The following is a 17,905-nucleotide window of genomic DNA, read 5'->3' as shown; positions in this document are numbered from 1 at the left end:
TATGAAGCCCAATAACCGACCGAGTAGAAAGCATTTTGATAAAGACATGCCCGAATATTGCCAGCAAGACCCGACACTTCCGAGGGCCATTATCTGTGATTTGGACGGTACGCTAGCGTTGATGAACGGGCGGAATCCTTTTGACGCCAGTACGTGCGACCAAGACCTGATTAACGATCCGGTGGCCAATCTATTGAAGAATTATAAAAAGCTCGGCTATACCATCCTGTTGGTATCGGGTAGGGAAGACCGCTACAAGGAACCTACTCTGCGTTTCCTAACGACGCACGAAATTGTCTTTGATGCCCTGCTGATGCGTAAATCAAAGGACAACCGCAAGGATTCCATCATCAAGACCGAAATCTATAACGACCACATCAAGGGCAAGTATTTTATAGAATTTGTCTTGGACGACCGCAACCAAGTGGTGGATACTTGGCGGAAGGACTTAAAATTGCCTTGCTTCCAGGTGTATTATGGGGATTTTTGATTTGGTGTTCAGTTGTGGTTTTAGTAATCATTTCGGGTTGTTTATTTTTTCTTCCTTGAATTGCATTTTTATAATACTTTTGTCTTACAAATATACATCTCCCCGCATGAACCGAATTTTATTCTTGGCAGTTCTTCTTGTTTTTAGTTGTACCGCTCACAGCCAATGTTGGAAAGCACTGAGCAGTGGTGATAATCACACGGTTGCGATACATCAAAATGGTAAATTGTTTGGTTGGGGATCTAATTCACAAGGAACTGTTGGGGACGGTTCGATGATCAATAGAAGCGTTCCGGTTCAGATCAGTGCCGCTACCAATTGGGTATCCATTTCGGCAGGAAAAATGCACAGTCTTGCGCTAAAGGCCGATGGTACTATATGGGTCTGGGGATTTGACGTTTTTAATGCTTTGGGACACGGAAGCATTACACAATTAATCGCACCAACCCAGATCGGAACGGATACGGATTGGGTAGCTATTTCCGCAGGTGGTTCACTTTCTTATGCGATCAAATCAAACGGTACGCTTTGGGGCTGGGGAATCAATTTGAATGGGGAAGTAGGAGACGGTACTTTAACTATAAAATCGGCTCCGACTCAAATCGGAACTGATACCAACTGGAAAAGTATTGATGCAGGAAATGGATTTACGGCCGCCATCAAAACAAATGGTACGCTCTGGACCTGGGGAAGCTATAATAATCGAGGAGAGTTGGGTACAGGCAATTACAGCAGTCATTTTACGCCGCTTCAAGTAGGCACAGATACCAATTGGGCCGCTGTTTCTGCATCCTTTGATTTTGGCCTCGCTCTAAAAACAAATGGAACAATATGGGGATGGGGCGACAATAACTCAGGTCAGCTTGGATTAGGGGCAACACCCACCTTTTTATCACCCACTCAGATTGGCACAGACAACGATTGGAAGTTGGTAGAATCAGGGTCTTCAAAAAGTTTCTTTATCAAAAACAATGGCACTCTGTGGGCTACAGGAAGTGCGTTTTTAGGCAACGGAACCAATAACAGCAGTGATGTATTGCTTCAGGTTGGTACTGCAACAGATTGGGCTACTCTTTCTTCCCGATTGTTTCAAGCGATAGGAATGAAGACTGATGGAATGGGCTACGGATGGGGCTCTAATTATTTCGGACAGATAGGCAATGGGTATGAAAATACAGGCTTGTCCCCTGATCCGAATGATTATACCCAGCCAGTTCAAGTCAATTGCCCTTGTGTAGCCGTTACAACACCTACATTCAACCTGCCTCAAAAGATTTGCATGGGCGATGTTCCGCCCGTATTGCCTACGACTTCCTTAAATGGAATTCCAGGTGTGTGGAGCCCGAGTGTGTTCAATGGCAGTACCAGCCAGACCTATACTTTTACACCCGATAGAATTGCATTTCCTTGTGCATTGGTTGTCAGTTTCCCTATTGCAGTGGTTCCTGTTGAGGCTCCCGTATTTGGGACTTTTCCTTCCAGTATTTGTCAATTTTCGAATGTTCCGCTATTGCCCGCTTCTTCCAATAATACCGTTCCCATTACGGGTACTTGGAATCCGCCTGTTATAACTTCCGATGTTACAGGGCAGACGGTATATACCTTTATTCCCGATGCAGGGCAATGCATCACTGGAGCACCCTTTCAGTTTACTCTTGACGTGGAGCCGTCCCTTGTTTCCGATTTTGACCCTATCAATCCGATATGTGCGGGCGATACTGCGCCAATATTATCCAATACAGCTCCAAATGGCGTAGTAGGTACGTGGTTGCCCCCGATAGTAGACAATATGGCCAGTGGCGATTATGTTTTCACGCCAACCACCCCTTTGTGCTATGCCACACAAATACTGCATGTGGATGTTATTCCCCACCAGCAACCTAATTTCACGAACCTTTCGGTATGTTCAAACGACCGCTCTGACACACTGCCACTGGTATCGCCAAACGGCATCACGGGAACCTGGTCACCGTCGGTCATCAATTTCTTCAGCGCCGGAAACTACGTTTTTACTCCCGACAGTGGTCAGTGTGCCTCTAGCCAAACCATTTCAATTGCGGTCAATGAAACTGTCTTGACAGGCTTGGACTATAGCGTGTCAGATGCTTTTTCTGAAAACCAAACCATCACCATAATCGCTACTCCGGCTGGCAATTATTCTTATAAACTGGACTACGGACACTTCCAGTCGAGCCCTGTTTTCGAGAATGTACCGACAGGCCTGCATACGGTTGAAGTATTGGATATCGACGGATGCAATACTGTTTCAGTGCTTAAAAACCTACTCATTGTCAACTATCCAAAATATTTTACCCCAAATGGAGATACTTATAACGACTACTGGACCATCAACGGTTTGGACAACAACACTACCAGGGTCTTTATTTTTGACCGTTATGGAAAGCTACTGACGCAAATTGGCAATCTTCAAAGTGGGTGGGACGGTACCTGTAACGGACAATTGATGCCTTCAACCGATTATTGGTTTGTGGTGGAATATGTCGAAAATAATATATCGAAATCGTTCCGATCTCATTTTTCCCTTATCCGATAATGCTTCTTTTTTTGCTTTACAGCGTCTAAACATGGTCTGATTTCAACGGATGAAAATGGTCTGCTTTCTGTTATGAATTACTATTGTTTTAGGGTTCCTTTTAGGCTTTCAAAACAGCTTTTTTCCGTATCCAGTTCCATCATTATTCGACCCTTGTTCGAGGGAAGGTCCATTTTGCAAAAATGGGGTAGAAAATTGCAAAAAGTGGAGTCGAACGATCCTCGAACCATCTTCGAACAAAGTAGGTTGAAAAATACCTTCAAAAAAAGGGTAGGAAAGAGGTGAAATAAGTAGGCTTTTTGGCTTGTTTTTATACCCTTTCTTCGGGTGTTGTTCGGGTCTTCTTCGGAAGCGCTTCGCAAAACTACCCCTTTTACCGAACAACTACCGAAGAACACCCGAAGAAGACCCGAACAACATCCCTATAAATGGGTATTTTTTAGGATTTGATACTAATTTTGTTTTTGTGGTTGTTTTTTTGTTAAATTTGATACAATTATGGAAAATAAAATCTTAGAAAAATTAAAGGAAATAGAAAAGCAAAAAGGTGTTGAAATTCTTTTTGCTTGTGAGTCAGGAAGTCGTGCTTGGGGATTTGCATCTCCCGATAGTGACTATGACATTCGGTTTATCTACAAGCACGATTTGGATTATTATTTATCGCTATGGGACAAACCTGATGTGATTGAGTTTATGACCGAAGACGATTTGGATGGTTCGGGTTGGGATTTACGGAAAGCCGTAAAATTATTAGCAAAATCCAATGCACCTTTGCTGGAGTGGTTGCATTCGCCTGTGGTGTATTATCAGGATGATGCCTTTTTGAAGCAGATGCAATCGCTGGCTCAGGATTGCTTTTCGCTTATTGCGTGTTTGCACCATTATCTGGGAACGACCAAGAATTTTATGGACGTTTGTACAGCGGAAGAAGTGAAACTGAAAAGTTATTTCTACGCACTAAGAACGGCTTTGGCCGGAAAATGGATTATTGAACGGAATAGTTTTCCGCCTGTGGCTTTTGCTGAATTAGTACCGATTGCTCCATTGGCTGTACAAGAAAAAATATTGGAATTGCAAGCTATTAAAGCGAATCAAGATGAGAAATACTTGCATCCGAAGGAGGTAATGATTACGGAGTTTTTGATCGAAACGGTAAAGTTTAATGAGGAAAATGCTGTTGGGTTAAAAGGTGGGAAGAAGATGGCGGAGGAGTTGGATAGGGTTTTTATTAATTGGTTAAAGTAAAGGGAATATGAGTTTTAAATTGTTAGCGATTAGACCGCTGGAAAATTGTAATGAGAAGTTCCGCAAGAATCTAAAAGAAAATGAGATTTACCAATTTTATAATGATTATGAATTTGTAGATGGAAAAGGAGCTGGAATAACTGATAACGCGCCACAAATAGATGTAAAGTTAGTCAATGAAATTAATTACAGTATACCTGAAAACTTTTATGGAAAAAATATAAATATTTCTGCTATTGTTGGTAAAAATGGTTGTGGTAAAAGTGCTCTAATAGAATTACTTATAGCAACTATTGTCAAGGTTTCATTAATAATTGATGAAACATTTATAAACCCTCAAGAATTATACCATCAAAGAAATAAAGATTTTGATCATAAAAAATTTGAGAGAGATATTAGTAAATTTAAAAATAGCGTAGAAAGTGACTTAAACAATTTGAAAGTAGAAGTTTACTATCAACATTATTCTGAATATGGTGTTAAAAATAAATCTAATAAAATTGTTACATATAATGCAGGTCGAGGTGAAAAAATTAGATGCATTCAATTAGGAAACAATATCATAACAATTAAGGATCAAATAAATGGATCTGTCAAATATTTTTTATTGGACGATTTGGATAATGCTAATCCAGATAATTTTAAAGTATCACAGGAGTTATATTACTTTCTTGGAGATTTATTTTATTCAATGATAATAAATTACTCACATTACGGGTTTAACAGTAATGAAATCGGTGAGTGGGTCAAAGGAGTTTTTCACAAAAATGATGGTTATCAATTACCAGTTGTCATAAATCCATATCGAGATAGGGGAAATATCAATATCAACAGTGAAAAAAATCTTGCAAAATCAAGATTTCTAGTAAATATATTGCAAGAAAAAGAATTGCGAGTGATTCAAAAAAATAAACGAATCACACACCTAACAATTGAGTTGGATACTTCAAAATTTAAATGGCAAGCATCTGAAAAAAGTGATTTTAGAATAGCTAATACAGAAGAAGATAAGAAAATAATTTTGGAGATTATATGCAAAATTTTTCATATTGAAAAAGATTTATATCTAAATAAAAACAATCATTTTTTTAGTTATACAATTGATTATCTATTAATTAAATTATATAAGATAACAAATTATCCTATTTACCGAGATTATAAAAAATGTTTTGAAGAAACAACTATTGATATTGACGGGGAAATAATAAATCAATTTAAAATTCTACCTAATGAGCTTTTTAATAGGTATTTAGATTCTTTATTTACAAATTTTAGTCATGTAACAGATAAATTTAGGCAAGCCTTATTTTTCTTGCAGTATACTTATTTCGATTTATCTGATATAGAGGATAAAGCTCAGAAAAGAACTATAGATATTGATAAATTGCACAATTGGATTAATTCTTCATATAAGGATGGATTGAAAACTGCAATGGATAAATATAATGATGAGGACTCAGATCTTTTCAAGGAGAGTCTAATGCAACGATATAAAACTGGAAAGTTTGGTGTACAGGATTCCCTACCTTCATTTTTTAAAATAGAATATTATTTCGAAGACAAAATAAGCAGTAATAATTTTTCTAATTTTAGTTCCGGAGAAAAACAAAAACTTTTTAGTATTCATTCGGTTGTATATCATCTAAGAAATCTTATATCAATTAATAGTAATAATCCAGTTGGACTTAAAAATGAAATTCAGAAATTAATCACTTATAAAAATATAAATATAATTTTTGATGAAATAGAGTTATATGCACATCCAGATTTTCAGAGAAAATTTTTAAATGATCTATTAGAATCATTAAAACTTATAGTGACAAGGGATTGTTTTATCAATATAATTTTTATAACTCATTCACCATTTATATTATCTGATATTCCGAAACAGAACGTTTTATTTTTGGAAGTTGATGAGAATAATAAAGCTACAGCTAAAAATTTTGAAGAGATGAATACTTTTGGAGCAAATATACACGATTTATTAGCTGACAGTTTTTTTATTGGCGATGGTTTAATTGGCGAATTCGCAAAACATGAAATAACTCGATTAATAGATTGGTTAAACGATGAAAATAGAGATTCTTCAATGAGGAATTATTATGACAAGGTTATTGAATTAATTGATGAACCAATACTAAAGAGAAAATTAGCGGAAATGTATGATTCAATATTTAGGGAGGATTTAAGGGGAAAAATAAAGATGAAAGAGTTTGAAAAGTTAGCCAAGGAATTAAATTATATTGTTAAGCCTAAAAATGATTAAGTTAAAACCAACAGCAGAAGCTTTAGATTTCCACTATAAAGAAGTAAGTAGAGTGTTTAATAATGTAATCAAAAAAGGTGCGATTAAAAGAAATAATGTAGATGTAAATTTACCAAAGTGTTTTATAAGATTTTTAAGTACAAATTTTGATAGAATCATTTCTAGTAAACCACAGGATTTGATTGAAGTCCATAATGAATTTAAACTATTAGGGATAATAGACAGTGATATAAAAAATATAAAAAGTTTTTTTCTTGAAACTGGCTATAAAAATTTTGAGAACAAGAAATTTTTAAACTTGTTAAACATTGACACTTGTGTTTATTGTAATCGTAATTATACTTTAGAATTTGATTTATATACAGAGCATGCTAGAGCGGAATTAGATCATTGGTTTCCTAAAACTGATTTTCCAATCTTAGCTTTGTCATTTTACAATTTAATTCCAAGTTGCCACTCTTGTAATCATATCAAAAGTAACGCAAACGGATTTGATTGGTTAAGTGCCTTAAAAACATTATCACATCCTTACGACGATGACGATAGCGAGGGTTTTGCTTTTAGTTATTATTACGATAATTATAACTCAATGAAAGTAATTTTAAAAGTAAAAGAAGGAAGTACAAAGACAGAGGAAACGCTTAAATTTAATAAAATTGAAAAAATTTATATAGCTCATTCAGGTAGAGAATTAAGAGATTTGATGGATTTAAGATATAAATATTCAAAGAACTATATGGATATTTTACTTAATAAGACTTTTAAAAACTTGGCGATGTCTGAAGAGGAAATTTACAGAATGATTTTTGGAATTGAAATTGAGGAAGAGAATTATCATAAAAGACCTTTTAGTAAATTTAAACACGATATTATAAAAGAGCTTAAAAATTAAAATGACCATCCAAGACCTAAAGTCCCAAAACCTAATCCTCTTCGAAGTAATCTCCGGAAGCAAGTCTTTTGGCTTAAACACCCCAACATCGGACACGGATATCAAAGGCGTGTATTATCTGCCCAAAGAAAAGTTCTATGGGTTGGAGTATATTCCGCAGGTTGCCAATGCCACCAATGATGAGGTGTATTATGAGATAGGTCGTTTTGTAGAACTGCTTTTAAAAAACAATCCCAACATCTTGGAGCTATTGGCTACACCAGAAGACTGCATCTTGTACAAACATCCGTTGATGGAACAGTTGCAACTCAAGGATTTTCTGTCCAAGTTGTGCAAGGATTCGTTTGCGGGTTATGCCATCACACAGATTAAAAAGGCGAGGGGCTTGAAAAAGAAAATTGTCAACCCGATGGCTAAGGAAAAGAAAAGCCTGTTGGATTTCTGCTATGTCTTGCAAGGATATGATACAGTTGCGTTGTCTTTGTTTTTGGCAGAAAAGCAATGGAGTCAAGAACAATGTGGCTTGATCAATCTTCCCAACTCAAAAGGGATGTTTGCCTTGTTTTATGATGCTACAAGCCGTTTGGGATATAAAGGAATTATACAAAAGGAAAACTCCAATGAGGTTTCGCTATCTTCTATTCCGAAAGGAGAAAAACACATTGGTTATCTTTCGGTCAACCAAGACGGCTATTCTAAATATTGCAAGGAATACACCGAATATTGGGAGTGGATGGAGAAGCGAAACGAAGAACGCTACAACACCAACCAGCAACACGGCAAGAATTACGACAGCAAGAACATGATGCATACGATTCGGCTTTTGCAAACGGCTGAGCAGATTCTTTCTATGGGAACGCTAAACATTCGGGTTTCCAATAGGGAAGAACTGTTGGCCATAAAAGCGGGAGGAATGGAATATGATGCCTTGTTGGAAATAGCGGATGGACGGATTGCTTCTGTAGAAAAGCATTACATCACCTCAAGTTTACCGGAGCGTCCTGATGAGGAAAGTATCATCAAAAATTTGATATCCATCAGAGAACTATTATACCAATAACAAAAAAACACTACATTTGCCCACGAAATGAAAAACATATACCCACATACCAACGCGTCATTTAGACTAATCTGCGATCGCAAGGAGGCACAACTTCCTGGTGAACGTTATGGATGTGAAGGGTATTGTTTGGATTTTTAGGCAAATAGTGTAGCAATAAAATCAAAAATAATAAAGAAAAGCGTCCTGGTATCGGGGCGCTTTTTTTGTTTTAAGCGGTAGAAAGTCGTCAAATGAAAAATAATTTAAAAAAATAATTGTAAAAATGTTTAATGAGTAAACGAAATAGAACATTACAGCCTTGAAAAGTAATCTGATGAGAGACAGTCATTTGGTTCAAATACGCTTCTGCCCGAGTAGGTGGACAGGGATTTCTATGGATTTTAATCAAGCTTATTCAATTGGTAATCAGTAAATTAATTTTAAAAAAGATTTGGTGGTTTGGATTTTATGGGTTTATCTTTGCGGAGAATTTAGGAGAGAGGCAAGAGGCAAGAGGCAAGAAAAAAGAATAAAAAATAAAGATGAAGACAACAATAATAATAACATTATATAAAAATACTGGAGCTATGGCTTTGAATTTTAAATCACATAACCGCCAACTGTGCAACCCGAGTTTTGATTTTGGGTTTGGGGCGAAGCAGGTGCATCTATTTAGGCAGCTGGAATAGTTATAGGCTATCCAGAATGTTTAAAGCACCTTACGGGGTGCTTTTTTTGTGCCCAAAAAATACGACCATGTGGCGCAACTGGATAGCGCATCTGTTTACGGAGCAGGAGGTTAAGGGTTCGAATCCCTTCGCGGTCACCATGTTTTTTAGAAAGGAAACAGGACTCTGACGGAACTTATTTTTTCTGACTGTCTCTCAGCATCAGTAAGTTCTAAGGGGTTCAAAAATTGGAACAGTAGTGTATGTGGTGTGCACGTTAGTTTGAAACACTAGAGGTATTCGTTCGACTCGAATCTGTTCCGCAACAAATAAAGTTTAATTAAAAAAAGAGAAATCATGAGACAAGACATTTTAAAACGATTCTTGACGAACACGGATGAAACGGGACGATTTCTGATGAAGTCTAGGCTTACAGGAATTATCTATTTCGTAGAGCCTATTTACAACGGAAAAACACCCGAATGGGGCGATGTGGATCCGGTAACAAAAAAACTGACTGGAAATTACGGTTCGAAGCATACGGGAGCGGTTACCAAAAAGGAGTCGCTTATAACGGAAGAGAATGGCTTTGTAAACATTGGCTATTTTAAAGGAAGTCCGTTTGGCGCGATCGACATGAGAGACCGTGAACATCAGAAAAGAATGGGTTTATTGTAAATAAATACAACGATATCAAACAAGTCCAGTTGCGTGTTTCTGTATAGCACCATTGCAGGATGCATTGCCTAGCGGTATGCTGTTTTTCTGTGCAACTTGATTTGAAGGTTTGGGTGGTTACCAAAATACCATTCGCACTCTATGGGTCGTGGGTTCGAATCCCACTCCGCCCCGGCGGATAGTTCAGTTAGGTTAGAACAATAGATCATGCAGGTTCGACTCCTGTACCGATTTAGATCGGGTTGACATTGGCGTCAGTTTCTCAGACTTTTAATCTGAAAGCGAGAGTTGCATCACTCTTAAAAAAGATGCACCCAAAGAAAAGGAGCCTGTCTCAATCAGTAGTTTTTGATTGTATCAATTGAAAAGTACACTTCCTGCAGGACTTGAAAGCGCTGTAACGTGTTTTACGGTAGTGGTTCTTCTTTCCGGCTTGACGGTTGCGGTTCGTTTGAATTGCTTCTGAAGATAGTTGGCAACAAGATCCAATCGGGGAAAACACTGTCAATGCTTCCGTCTTAAAAGAAGGATGGGGAAGGTTCTTTTTCTTATTACTAACAAAATAAAAAATAGAAAAAATGATTAAAAAAGTACGCATCAATGCCTATCAAGTGGGTTTGGTATTTGAAAATAAAAAATTGGTAAACGTCTTGGAAGAAGGCAGTTTCTGGATTTTGGGCAACAAAGACGTTATGGTTTTTGAGCGAAAACAATCCTTTGTGGCACCAATTGAATTGAACATCATGTTGCAAAACGAGGCGTTGGCATCCTTGTTGGAAGTCGTAGAAGTGGCCGATAACGAAATCGCTTTGTACTTCGTAAACGGTATCTTTAAAGAAGTGTTGACTACTGGAAGATATGCGTTTTGGAAAGGCTATGCAAAGAACGAATTTGTAAAAGCCGACTTGTCTAAGGTGTACATCACGGAGCAAATTGCAATGGTTTTGTTGGAAAATGCAAAGGTGAGAATGTTCGTAAGACGCTTTAATGTGGCGAACTCCGACAAAGGTTTGTTATTTGTAAACGGCACTTTCGTGAAAGAATTGGCGGCAGGAACCTATTACTTCTGGAACAACGCCATCTCTATCGAAGTGAAAACAGCCGATATGAGGCAACAACAATTGGAGATTTCCGGTCAGGAGTTGTTGACAAAAGACAAGGCTGGATTGAGGATCAACTTCTTTGTGAGCTACCAAGTAAAAGACATCGTAAAGGCGTTGGTAGAAAACAAGGACTATGAAAAACAATTGTATGTATTGATGCAGTTGGCCTTGAGGGCTTTTGTAGGTGGCTTTACCTTGGACGAATTGTTGAACAGAAAGGATGCGGTTGCCCAAGAAATCTTGGAACATGTGTCTGGTAAAATCAACGCTTTAGGCTTGGCAGTTGCCGATGCGGGTATCCGTGACATCATCTTGCCAGGCGATATGAAGGAGATCATGAACCAAGTGTTGGTAGCCGAGAAAAAGGCACAAGCCAACAGCATCATGAGGAGAGAGGAAACGGCTTCTACCAGAAGTTTGTTGAATACCGCCAAATTGATGGAAGAAAACGAGATGTTATGGAAATTGAAAGAGATGGAATATGTGGAGAAAATTGCCGACAGGATTGGAGAAATCACGATCTCCGGCAGTGGCAACATCATCGGTCAGTTGAAGGAAATCTTCGTTAAATAAGAAAACCACGGATGTAATGTTCGTGGTTTTTTGGTTTTGCCAGAAGGACATCACTTTAAAAGAGCGGTAAATAGAATTCATTTTGGGGTATTTGGAAATTCCATAAAGCTTTCTATATTTGAGCCGTGCTAGGAGCAATTTAAGTCCTTGTACATCCATTTAATCAGATGCTATGAAACACTACTACTTTTCGGCCTTAGCGCTTTTGGCAGTTGCCTTTTCTTATGGACAATGTCCGCCTGCAGGGCTAAACATAACCAGTCAAGCACAATTGAATGCTTTTCTTGTGGATTATCCTAACTGTACGCAAATCAATGGAGATGTAATAATTGACGAAGCGAACATCACGAATTTGAATGCGCTGGCCAATATTGTTACGATAACAGGAGCGTTGGAAATAAGGGAAGTTCCTGCACTTGCTAACCTAAACGGATTGCAAAATCTGCAAACCGTTGGTACTGATTTGATACTAAGGGAAGTTGAAGGATTATCTACTTTGGCTGCACTGTCGTCGCTTACGTCGGTTGGTGGCGAGTTTACGGTGAGGAGCTGTCCTGATTTGGTTGAATTCAATGGCGTGAATAACCTTATGCATGTAGGTCTTGGCATGATCATCAGGGATTGTGAATCGTTGACCAGCATAGAAGGACTTTCCAACCTTACATTCGTGGGAGAGATCTTGGAAGTCGTTGAAAATCCGGTACTGACCAACCTTATGGGTCTTGAAAATATTATGACCATAGTAGGAGGTGAGGAAGGAGCATTGGTTATTGAGGGCAATGCAATGCTTACCAGCCTTGAAGGGTTAGGAAATGCTTATACGGTTATGACGGGCGATGTGACCATTGCAGCAAACGGATTGTTGTCTTTATGTGCTGTTCCGTCCATCTGCAGTTATTTGCAGAATCCATCAGCTGGAGCTTTGATTACCATCAATACGAATCTTCTTGGATGTAATTCGCAGGCGGAAGTAGAAACTGCATGTACGGTTTTGGATACGGATTATTTTACTGAAACAGTTGTACCCTTTAGAATAATGCAGAATCCCGTTAAAGATGTGCTACAATTGCATAGTACGGAAGCCAATGGGACGGTTGTAATTTATGATGCACTAGGACGCAAAGTGGGAACATATAATTTGCAGAAAGGAATCCATGCTTATTCCGTTGAAAATGCTTCTGGACTTTTGATTGTGGTTGTGGAAAGTGGTGAATACAAACAGGCTTTTAAAGTATTAAAGCCTTAATTTAAAGTAATAATTCAACAAAAAACAAAAGGGCTGTATTGAAAAATACAGCCCTTTTTTGGCAATCTAAAAACTAACAAAAATTATTCTTTTATGAGCTTGATGGTTCTGATTTGGTTGTTGGCCATGATTTTTGCAATGTAGCTTCCTGTTGCAAGGTTGCTCATGTCAATGGACGCGGTAGTGGTGTTTAAAGCCGTTTCCTGTACCTTTTGTCCCAATAGGTTGAAGATGGTTACCGAAGTAATTTCCTCTTTGTTGGTGATCGTTAGAATGTCTTTTACCGGGTTAGGGTAGAAGTTCAGGTTGCTTACACTGTTTACCGGTGTTCCAAGCGGGGTGGTTATGTTAATATCGTCCAAGAAAAGGTTACCCTGACTGGCGGCAGAATAGGCCAAGAATCCGATATAGTAGGCGGCTGTTTGAGTAGGTGTAAACAGTACTTCGTTGATCATTGCCGTACCAGTATTGATTTCGGGATGGTCGGCAATTTCGGTTAGCATGCTGCCCGCGTTTGCTTCTGTACCAAAGGCTACTTGCATGCTCTCGATAAAGTTGTCGTTGCTGTTGTTTCCGTATTTGTAGGAGATTGTATATTCGATACCTTCTGTCAATTCAACATCTTGAGTGAAGTACCATGCATTGGCTGCAGCAGTGTTGCCGCTGTATTGAAGCACAAAACCATCAAAACCATAGCCTGAATCTCCGAAGTTGGTCTGCCAATTGTTTCCAGCACCTGTTTTTTCAGTTATGGAACAATCCGGCAGGTTTGGAAATGTAATGGATTGGAAGTCCTGCGTGTACGGTATTGTTGTAGGCAAACATCTTGTTTTGAACGAAAGGGGGCCTATCCAAGCACCGTTTCCGTCGGCGCCTCCACAAACTGAGCGTACCCAAACATTGGTAAAGGCATTATCCTGTAGGTTTTGCAATAGGAAATTATTCTGCGTCAATAGGTCGCTTGGAACCAATGTGTTAGGATCGCTAACTGTATTTGGTCCGTACACTACCTGCCAATTGGTTTCTGCTCCTCCGGCAGTCCAACTGATGGAGGCCGATTCGGCTTCCACGTCGTCCAATTGGATGCTGGTTACGTCTGGACAAGTAGGAAGGATTTCCCAACGAACATTATCGATAAAGGTAGAATTGTAATTTCCGGCTACGTTTCTGAAGGCGATATAATTGTCGGTTCCTGAATAGGTGGTAAAGTCCACTATGTATTCATTATATCCACTGCCAAGTGTAATCGGTTGGAATAGGGTATAAGTGGCACTGCTTGAAGTACCATTCAATGTACCAATTTGAAGCGGTGTCTCTGAATTGTACGATAATGCGTAGAATTTCAAACGGTGTGTAGCGTTTGGTAATGTACTTAGGTAAGGCGAAACCAACATGATAAGATCCGTAGGTTCTGAGCTGTTGACGTGCAATTCGACTGCATTCGAACCAAAAGCGGCATCATTTGATACGGTTCTCACCGCGGCGTATTGCGCAAGCGTTGGTCCAGCCAATATAGACGACCAACAATCTGGCAGGTTGCCTACAACCGCATTTTCAAAGCCTTCGTTTAAAGTAGCTGTTGGAAGGCAAGGCGTTTTGAAAGGAATTGGTCCGATCCATGCACCGTTTCCATCTGTTCCACCGCAAAGTGATCTTACCCATAGCTTGTAGCTTGTATTGTCGGTCAGTCCTGAAAGGGTCGCTTCAGAATCTCCTGTTGGCGCTGGTGTTATTGGTGTCAGTGAATTTGGATTGGTTACGTCTGCTGTTCCGTAAACAATGTCCCAGCTTGTTTCACCGGCATTTTCCTGCCAGTTTACAAACGCAGTTGACGGCGTTAGGTTGGACACCTGGATATTGGTTACATCCAAGCAAGACGGTGTTTCTTCCCAACGTACATTGTCAATGTGGATGGTTACGTACTGACCTGAAGCATGCTTGAATCCGATATAGGTATTGCTGCCGCTGTAGCTTGAAAAATCCACTACATATTCTGCATAAGAAGTGGTGATGTCCAGGGGTTCAAAAGCTGTAAAAGTTGCTCCAGTGGCCGGGCTGCTTAATGTTCCTACTTCAAGTTCTGCCGGTACATTTGCCTTTGCGTAGAATTTTACACGGTGTGTGCTTGTGGCCAAAGTGTTTAAGTTTGGCGCAACGAGGATGATTTTAGAATTGGTTCCTTCATCGTTATTGGATAAGGCTACCGCGTTATTTCCTGTAGCGGCATTACCGCTTTGTACCCGTACCGTACTGTTTAGCACAGAACCCTCGGCTACAATCGCCGACCAGCATTCTGGCAATCCCCAGAAAGGAGCACTTTCAAAGGTTTCGTCAAGCGTTGCTGTGGCAAGACAAGAAGTTCTAAAGTTGATTGGATTTGACCATGCACCCACTTCGCCATCGCAAGAAGAGCGTACCCAGGCCTTGTAGGCTGTATCGGCTTGTAAACCTGTAATTGTTCCTTCAGGCTCTGTTGGTGCCGGTGCAATCGGTGTCAATAGCGAAGGATCAGTTCCTGTTTCAGAATAGACAATATCCCATTGGGTAGCTGTATTTCCTGCTGACCAACCGATGGTTGCAGATGAAGGCGTTAAAGCCATCATTTCTATATTCTGCACATCTGGACAAGAAGGTGCTTCTTCCCAACGTACGTCATCAATAAATACGGGGTTATAAGAATTTAGATTCGCATGACGGAAGGCAATGTATGTATCAGTCCCTTCATATCCTGTGAAGTCCACAATGTGCTCGGTGTAGTTTGGCGTTGCATTGATAGTGGCAAGTGAAGTGAAGGTTGCATCTGCGGTTGCAGCACTGATGGTTCCGACTTGAAGCGTTACATTTCCGTAACCTCTTGTATAGAATTTTACTCTATGAGAAGCTGTGGTAACGGTTGCTAATTTTGGTGAAACTAGATAAATACCAGCTGTTGCGGGAGCATCTGCATTGGCCAACATTACGGCATTTGGGTTTGAATTTGAAAGGGAATTGATGCTTATGTTAGCGTCCGCTGTTGCATTTACCTTGAGGGCAGTCCAGCAAGAAGGTAATTCTCCTTCCGTTGCATTGTCAAAGTTTTCGCTGAAGCTGTCGATTGGGTTGCATTCGCTGTTGAAGCTGTAAGGACCTCTCCAAGGACTGTATTCGTCTTCGCAATCTGCACGGACGTAAAAGTCATATTGGTGGGCGACTTCGAGGTTGTTTACGGAATATTCAGGTTCACCATCAACAGGTGTTCCTTGTGTAGCTGGAGTTGGAGCGTCGCTCCCTTTTTCCAGTACCAAGATCTGCCAAGCCGTTTCATCACCACCTGGTACCCAAGAGAAGGTAGCATTGGTGGTGGTAACACCGCTTATCAGTATATCACTAGGAAAATGACAAGACAAAGTGACCTTTATAAAGGCGGCATAGCATAAAGGTTCTGCTACCGTAGTACAATCTTGATCTTCTGCATAGTGCACGCGTACTGTAGGTGAGGAAATATCATTTACGACCAAGGGTGTGCTTCCTTGTGCAATAGTATTATTTTGAAGATCGGTTACGGTAATGTATTTGTCCAATTCCTCACCACCTAATTTTAGGCTAAAGGTATAAGTCAATCCCGCAGTGATGTTTGTTACTGTAGAATAATTAGTTGCGAAGACACATGAATTTATTTCCTGTGGATCGCCAGAATTATTGGATTGAACAATCTCAGTTGGATTAGGCTGCGTGTTGATGCATTGCGCACTACTAATTGAATTGCAGCCAATGACGGCAAGCATTGCTAAGATAATTTTCTTCATGAGAATAAATAATTTTGTGGGTTAAATAGGGTTCAAAAGTACGGTTCGAAAACGTTTTAGGAGCAGGAAATAGTGTGACATATCACTTTATAAACAAAAAAGTAACAATTATAATTGGTTTATAACAATTTTAACTTTGTATGAAATGCTCAGTTTTTGGATTATTTATTTGAATAAAAAAAATTATTACTTTTATGTTATAACCAAAAACAAAAAGCTATGGAAGAAAATTTAGATGATTCAGGATTGGATGATTATTCAAAACAAAAGTATGAGGAAAGTGTCGTAGAGCTTGAGACCGAAAAATCCTTAAAAATTAAATGGCGGAAGGAGATCATGGAGAATACAGCCATTCAGCAGTATTTTGAGAAGTTCCATGATACCTCGGTAGAAAGTTTTATAAAAGGTTATTTATCCAAGAAGTATTTGGCGTTTAGGTACCGAGATATGTACTCACGAAAACTCGAAAAGATAAGAACCAAATGGATTGACGAAGCCACTGAGCATTTGGAACCCATACTACAGAAAAAACTATTCGATTTACAGTGTCTCTGGCGGGCCGAACAAATTGAGCTCGAAGGTGTTGAAATAGCCTTTGACTTTGATGTGATGCAGAATGATATATTTAATTGCTCACTCGTTGATATTACGCAAGAGGATATAGCGTTGTACCAGTCTTTTTTAACTAGTGGTCAAGGCGACCTCTACTGTAATAATTTTCATGAATGGCAGGATTATGACTCATTAACGCAAGACGATGAGGAGTATGTCAGCCTACCAGAATGGTATCTTTTCCACAATTTAAGGACAGGAAATGACCGTTTGCTTTTACTTCCTAACATAAGAGGAAAAAAGGAAAATCTTTATGCAGATCTTGCTCGGAAAAAGAAATGGGAGGAAGTAGAAAGTACGCATCCTGTTCGAGAAATAAAACCTTTTATTTCAGAATATGATGAAGAGACGATGGCGTTTTTTGTGAATACCTTTGAGAATGCTGAGCATAAAAAGAATATTCTAAACTACAAGGAGTATAATGACCGTACATCAGACGAGTACAATATTGAAGAAATAGTAGGGTATATGAGTGAAATCGAAGATTATATCCCGATAGAAAGCCATTATGATTACAGGGAAGCGATTGTATTGGCTTATAATAAATATTTCTTTGGAAAAGTGTCTGAACATCTTCCCTTAGCATACGAGCAGTATCTTTTTAATAAAAGTATGAATTTCGGAAAGGAAAGGAGTGAACATTACAAGTTCTACCTTGATTTGAGATTAAGTTGTTATAACAGAATTCTGGATGGTCGCGAACTCAACGGAGAGCCAAGAGACTTGAACTTCTAAAAACAAAAACCACGAA

The 17,905-nt window shown here is 39.1% G+C and carries 11 protein-coding genes and 2 tRNA genes; 12 read left to right on the top strand and 1 reads right to left on the bottom strand.

The genetic code is table 11. The features are described from left to right. Position 1: 1 nt before the first annotated feature. The 11 genes from ACI6PS_RS10540 to ACI6PS_RS10490 all read left to right on the top strand — a co-directional run bounded on the left by ACI6PS_RS10540 (position 2) and on the right by ACI6PS_RS10490 (position 12,757). Positions 2–490 (top strand): LNS2 domain-containing protein, encoded by a 489-nt coding sequence (locus tag ACI6PS_RS10540; protein ID WP_421012531.1) that lies wholly within the window; start codon positions 2–4, stop codon positions 488–490. A 106-nt stretch (positions 491–596) separates the two neighbouring features. Continuing rightward, on the top strand, positions 597–3,044 hold the full coding sequence (locus ACI6PS_RS10535) for a T9SS type B sorting domain-containing protein (RefSeq protein ID WP_421012530.1): 2,448 nt from the start codon (positions 597–599) through the stop codon (positions 3,042–3,044). A 498-nt stretch (positions 3,045–3,542) separates the two neighbouring features. Then, a complete protein-coding gene (locus tag ACI6PS_RS10530; protein WP_421012529.1) occupies positions 3,543–4,289 on the top strand; it encodes a DNA polymerase beta superfamily protein in 747 nt (248 codons plus the stop codon). A 7-nt stretch (positions 4,290–4,296) separates the two neighbouring features. Next, positions 4,297–6,555, top strand: a complete 2,259-nt coding sequence (locus ACI6PS_RS10525) for a hypothetical protein (RefSeq protein WP_421012528.1) — start codon at positions 4,297–4,299, stop codon at positions 6,553–6,555. Continuing rightward, positions 6,548–7,447, top strand: coding sequence for a hypothetical protein (locus ACI6PS_RS10520; RefSeq protein ID WP_421012527.1), 900 nt, complete (start codon positions 6,548–6,550; stop codon positions 7,445–7,447). The genes ACI6PS_RS10525 and ACI6PS_RS10520 overlap by 8 nt, the downstream gene beginning before the upstream one ends. Before the next feature lies 1 nt (position 7,448). Next, a complete protein-coding gene (locus ACI6PS_RS10515; RefSeq protein ID WP_421012526.1) occupies positions 7,449–8,507 on the top strand; it encodes a DNA polymerase beta superfamily protein in 1,059 nt (352 codons plus the stop codon). 734 nt (positions 8,508–9,241) lie between these two features. After that, a tRNA-Arg gene (locus ACI6PS_RS10510) sits at positions 9,242–9,318 on the top strand. 89 nt (positions 9,319–9,407) lie between these two features. After that, a tRNA-Phe gene (locus tag ACI6PS_RS10505) sits at positions 9,408–9,480 on the top strand. A 34-nt stretch (positions 9,481–9,514) separates the two neighbouring features. Further along, positions 9,515–9,835, top strand: a complete 321-nt coding sequence (locus ACI6PS_RS10500; protein ID WP_421012525.1) for a hypothetical protein — start codon at positions 9,515–9,517, stop codon at positions 9,833–9,835. Positions 9,836–10,413: 578 nt separating this feature from the next. After that, the gene (locus ACI6PS_RS10495) at positions 10,414–11,511 is read left to right on the top strand and encodes a slipin family protein (RefSeq protein ID WP_421012524.1); all 1,098 of its coding nucleotides are present in this window, start codon (positions 10,414–10,416) and stop codon (positions 11,509–11,511) included. A gap of 172 nt (positions 11,512–11,683) precedes the next feature. Continuing rightward, complete coding sequence (locus ACI6PS_RS10490; RefSeq protein ID WP_421012523.1) at positions 11,684–12,757, top strand: T9SS type A sorting domain-containing protein; 1,074 nt, start codon at positions 11,684–11,686, stop codon at positions 12,755–12,757. A gap of 83 nt (positions 12,758–12,840) precedes the next feature. Here the strand turns inward: ACI6PS_RS10490 and ACI6PS_RS10485 are convergent, their stop codons facing one another. Then, on the bottom strand, positions 12,841–16,542 hold the full coding sequence (locus ACI6PS_RS10485; protein ID WP_421012522.1) for a choice-of-anchor J domain-containing protein: 3,702 nt from the start codon (positions 16,540–16,542) through the stop codon (positions 12,841–12,843). A gap of 219 nt (positions 16,543–16,761) precedes the next feature. Here ACI6PS_RS10485 and ACI6PS_RS10480 point away from each other — a divergent pair, with 219 nt between their 5' ends. Continuing rightward, positions 16,762–17,889 carry a hypothetical protein gene (locus ACI6PS_RS10480; RefSeq protein ID WP_421012521.1) on the top strand — a complete coding sequence of 376 codons (1,128 nt, stop codon included), beginning with the start codon at positions 16,762–16,764 and terminating at the stop codon, positions 17,887–17,889. The last annotated feature ends 16 nt before the right edge of the window (positions 17,890–17,905 follow it).

This window comes from Flavobacterium sp. PLA-1-15, from assembly GCF_049060005.1.
Taxonomy (GTDB): domain Bacteria; phylum Bacteroidota; class Bacteroidia; order Flavobacteriales; family Flavobacteriaceae; genus Flavobacterium.
This window is presented reverse-complemented; position numbering and strand designations above follow the sequence as displayed.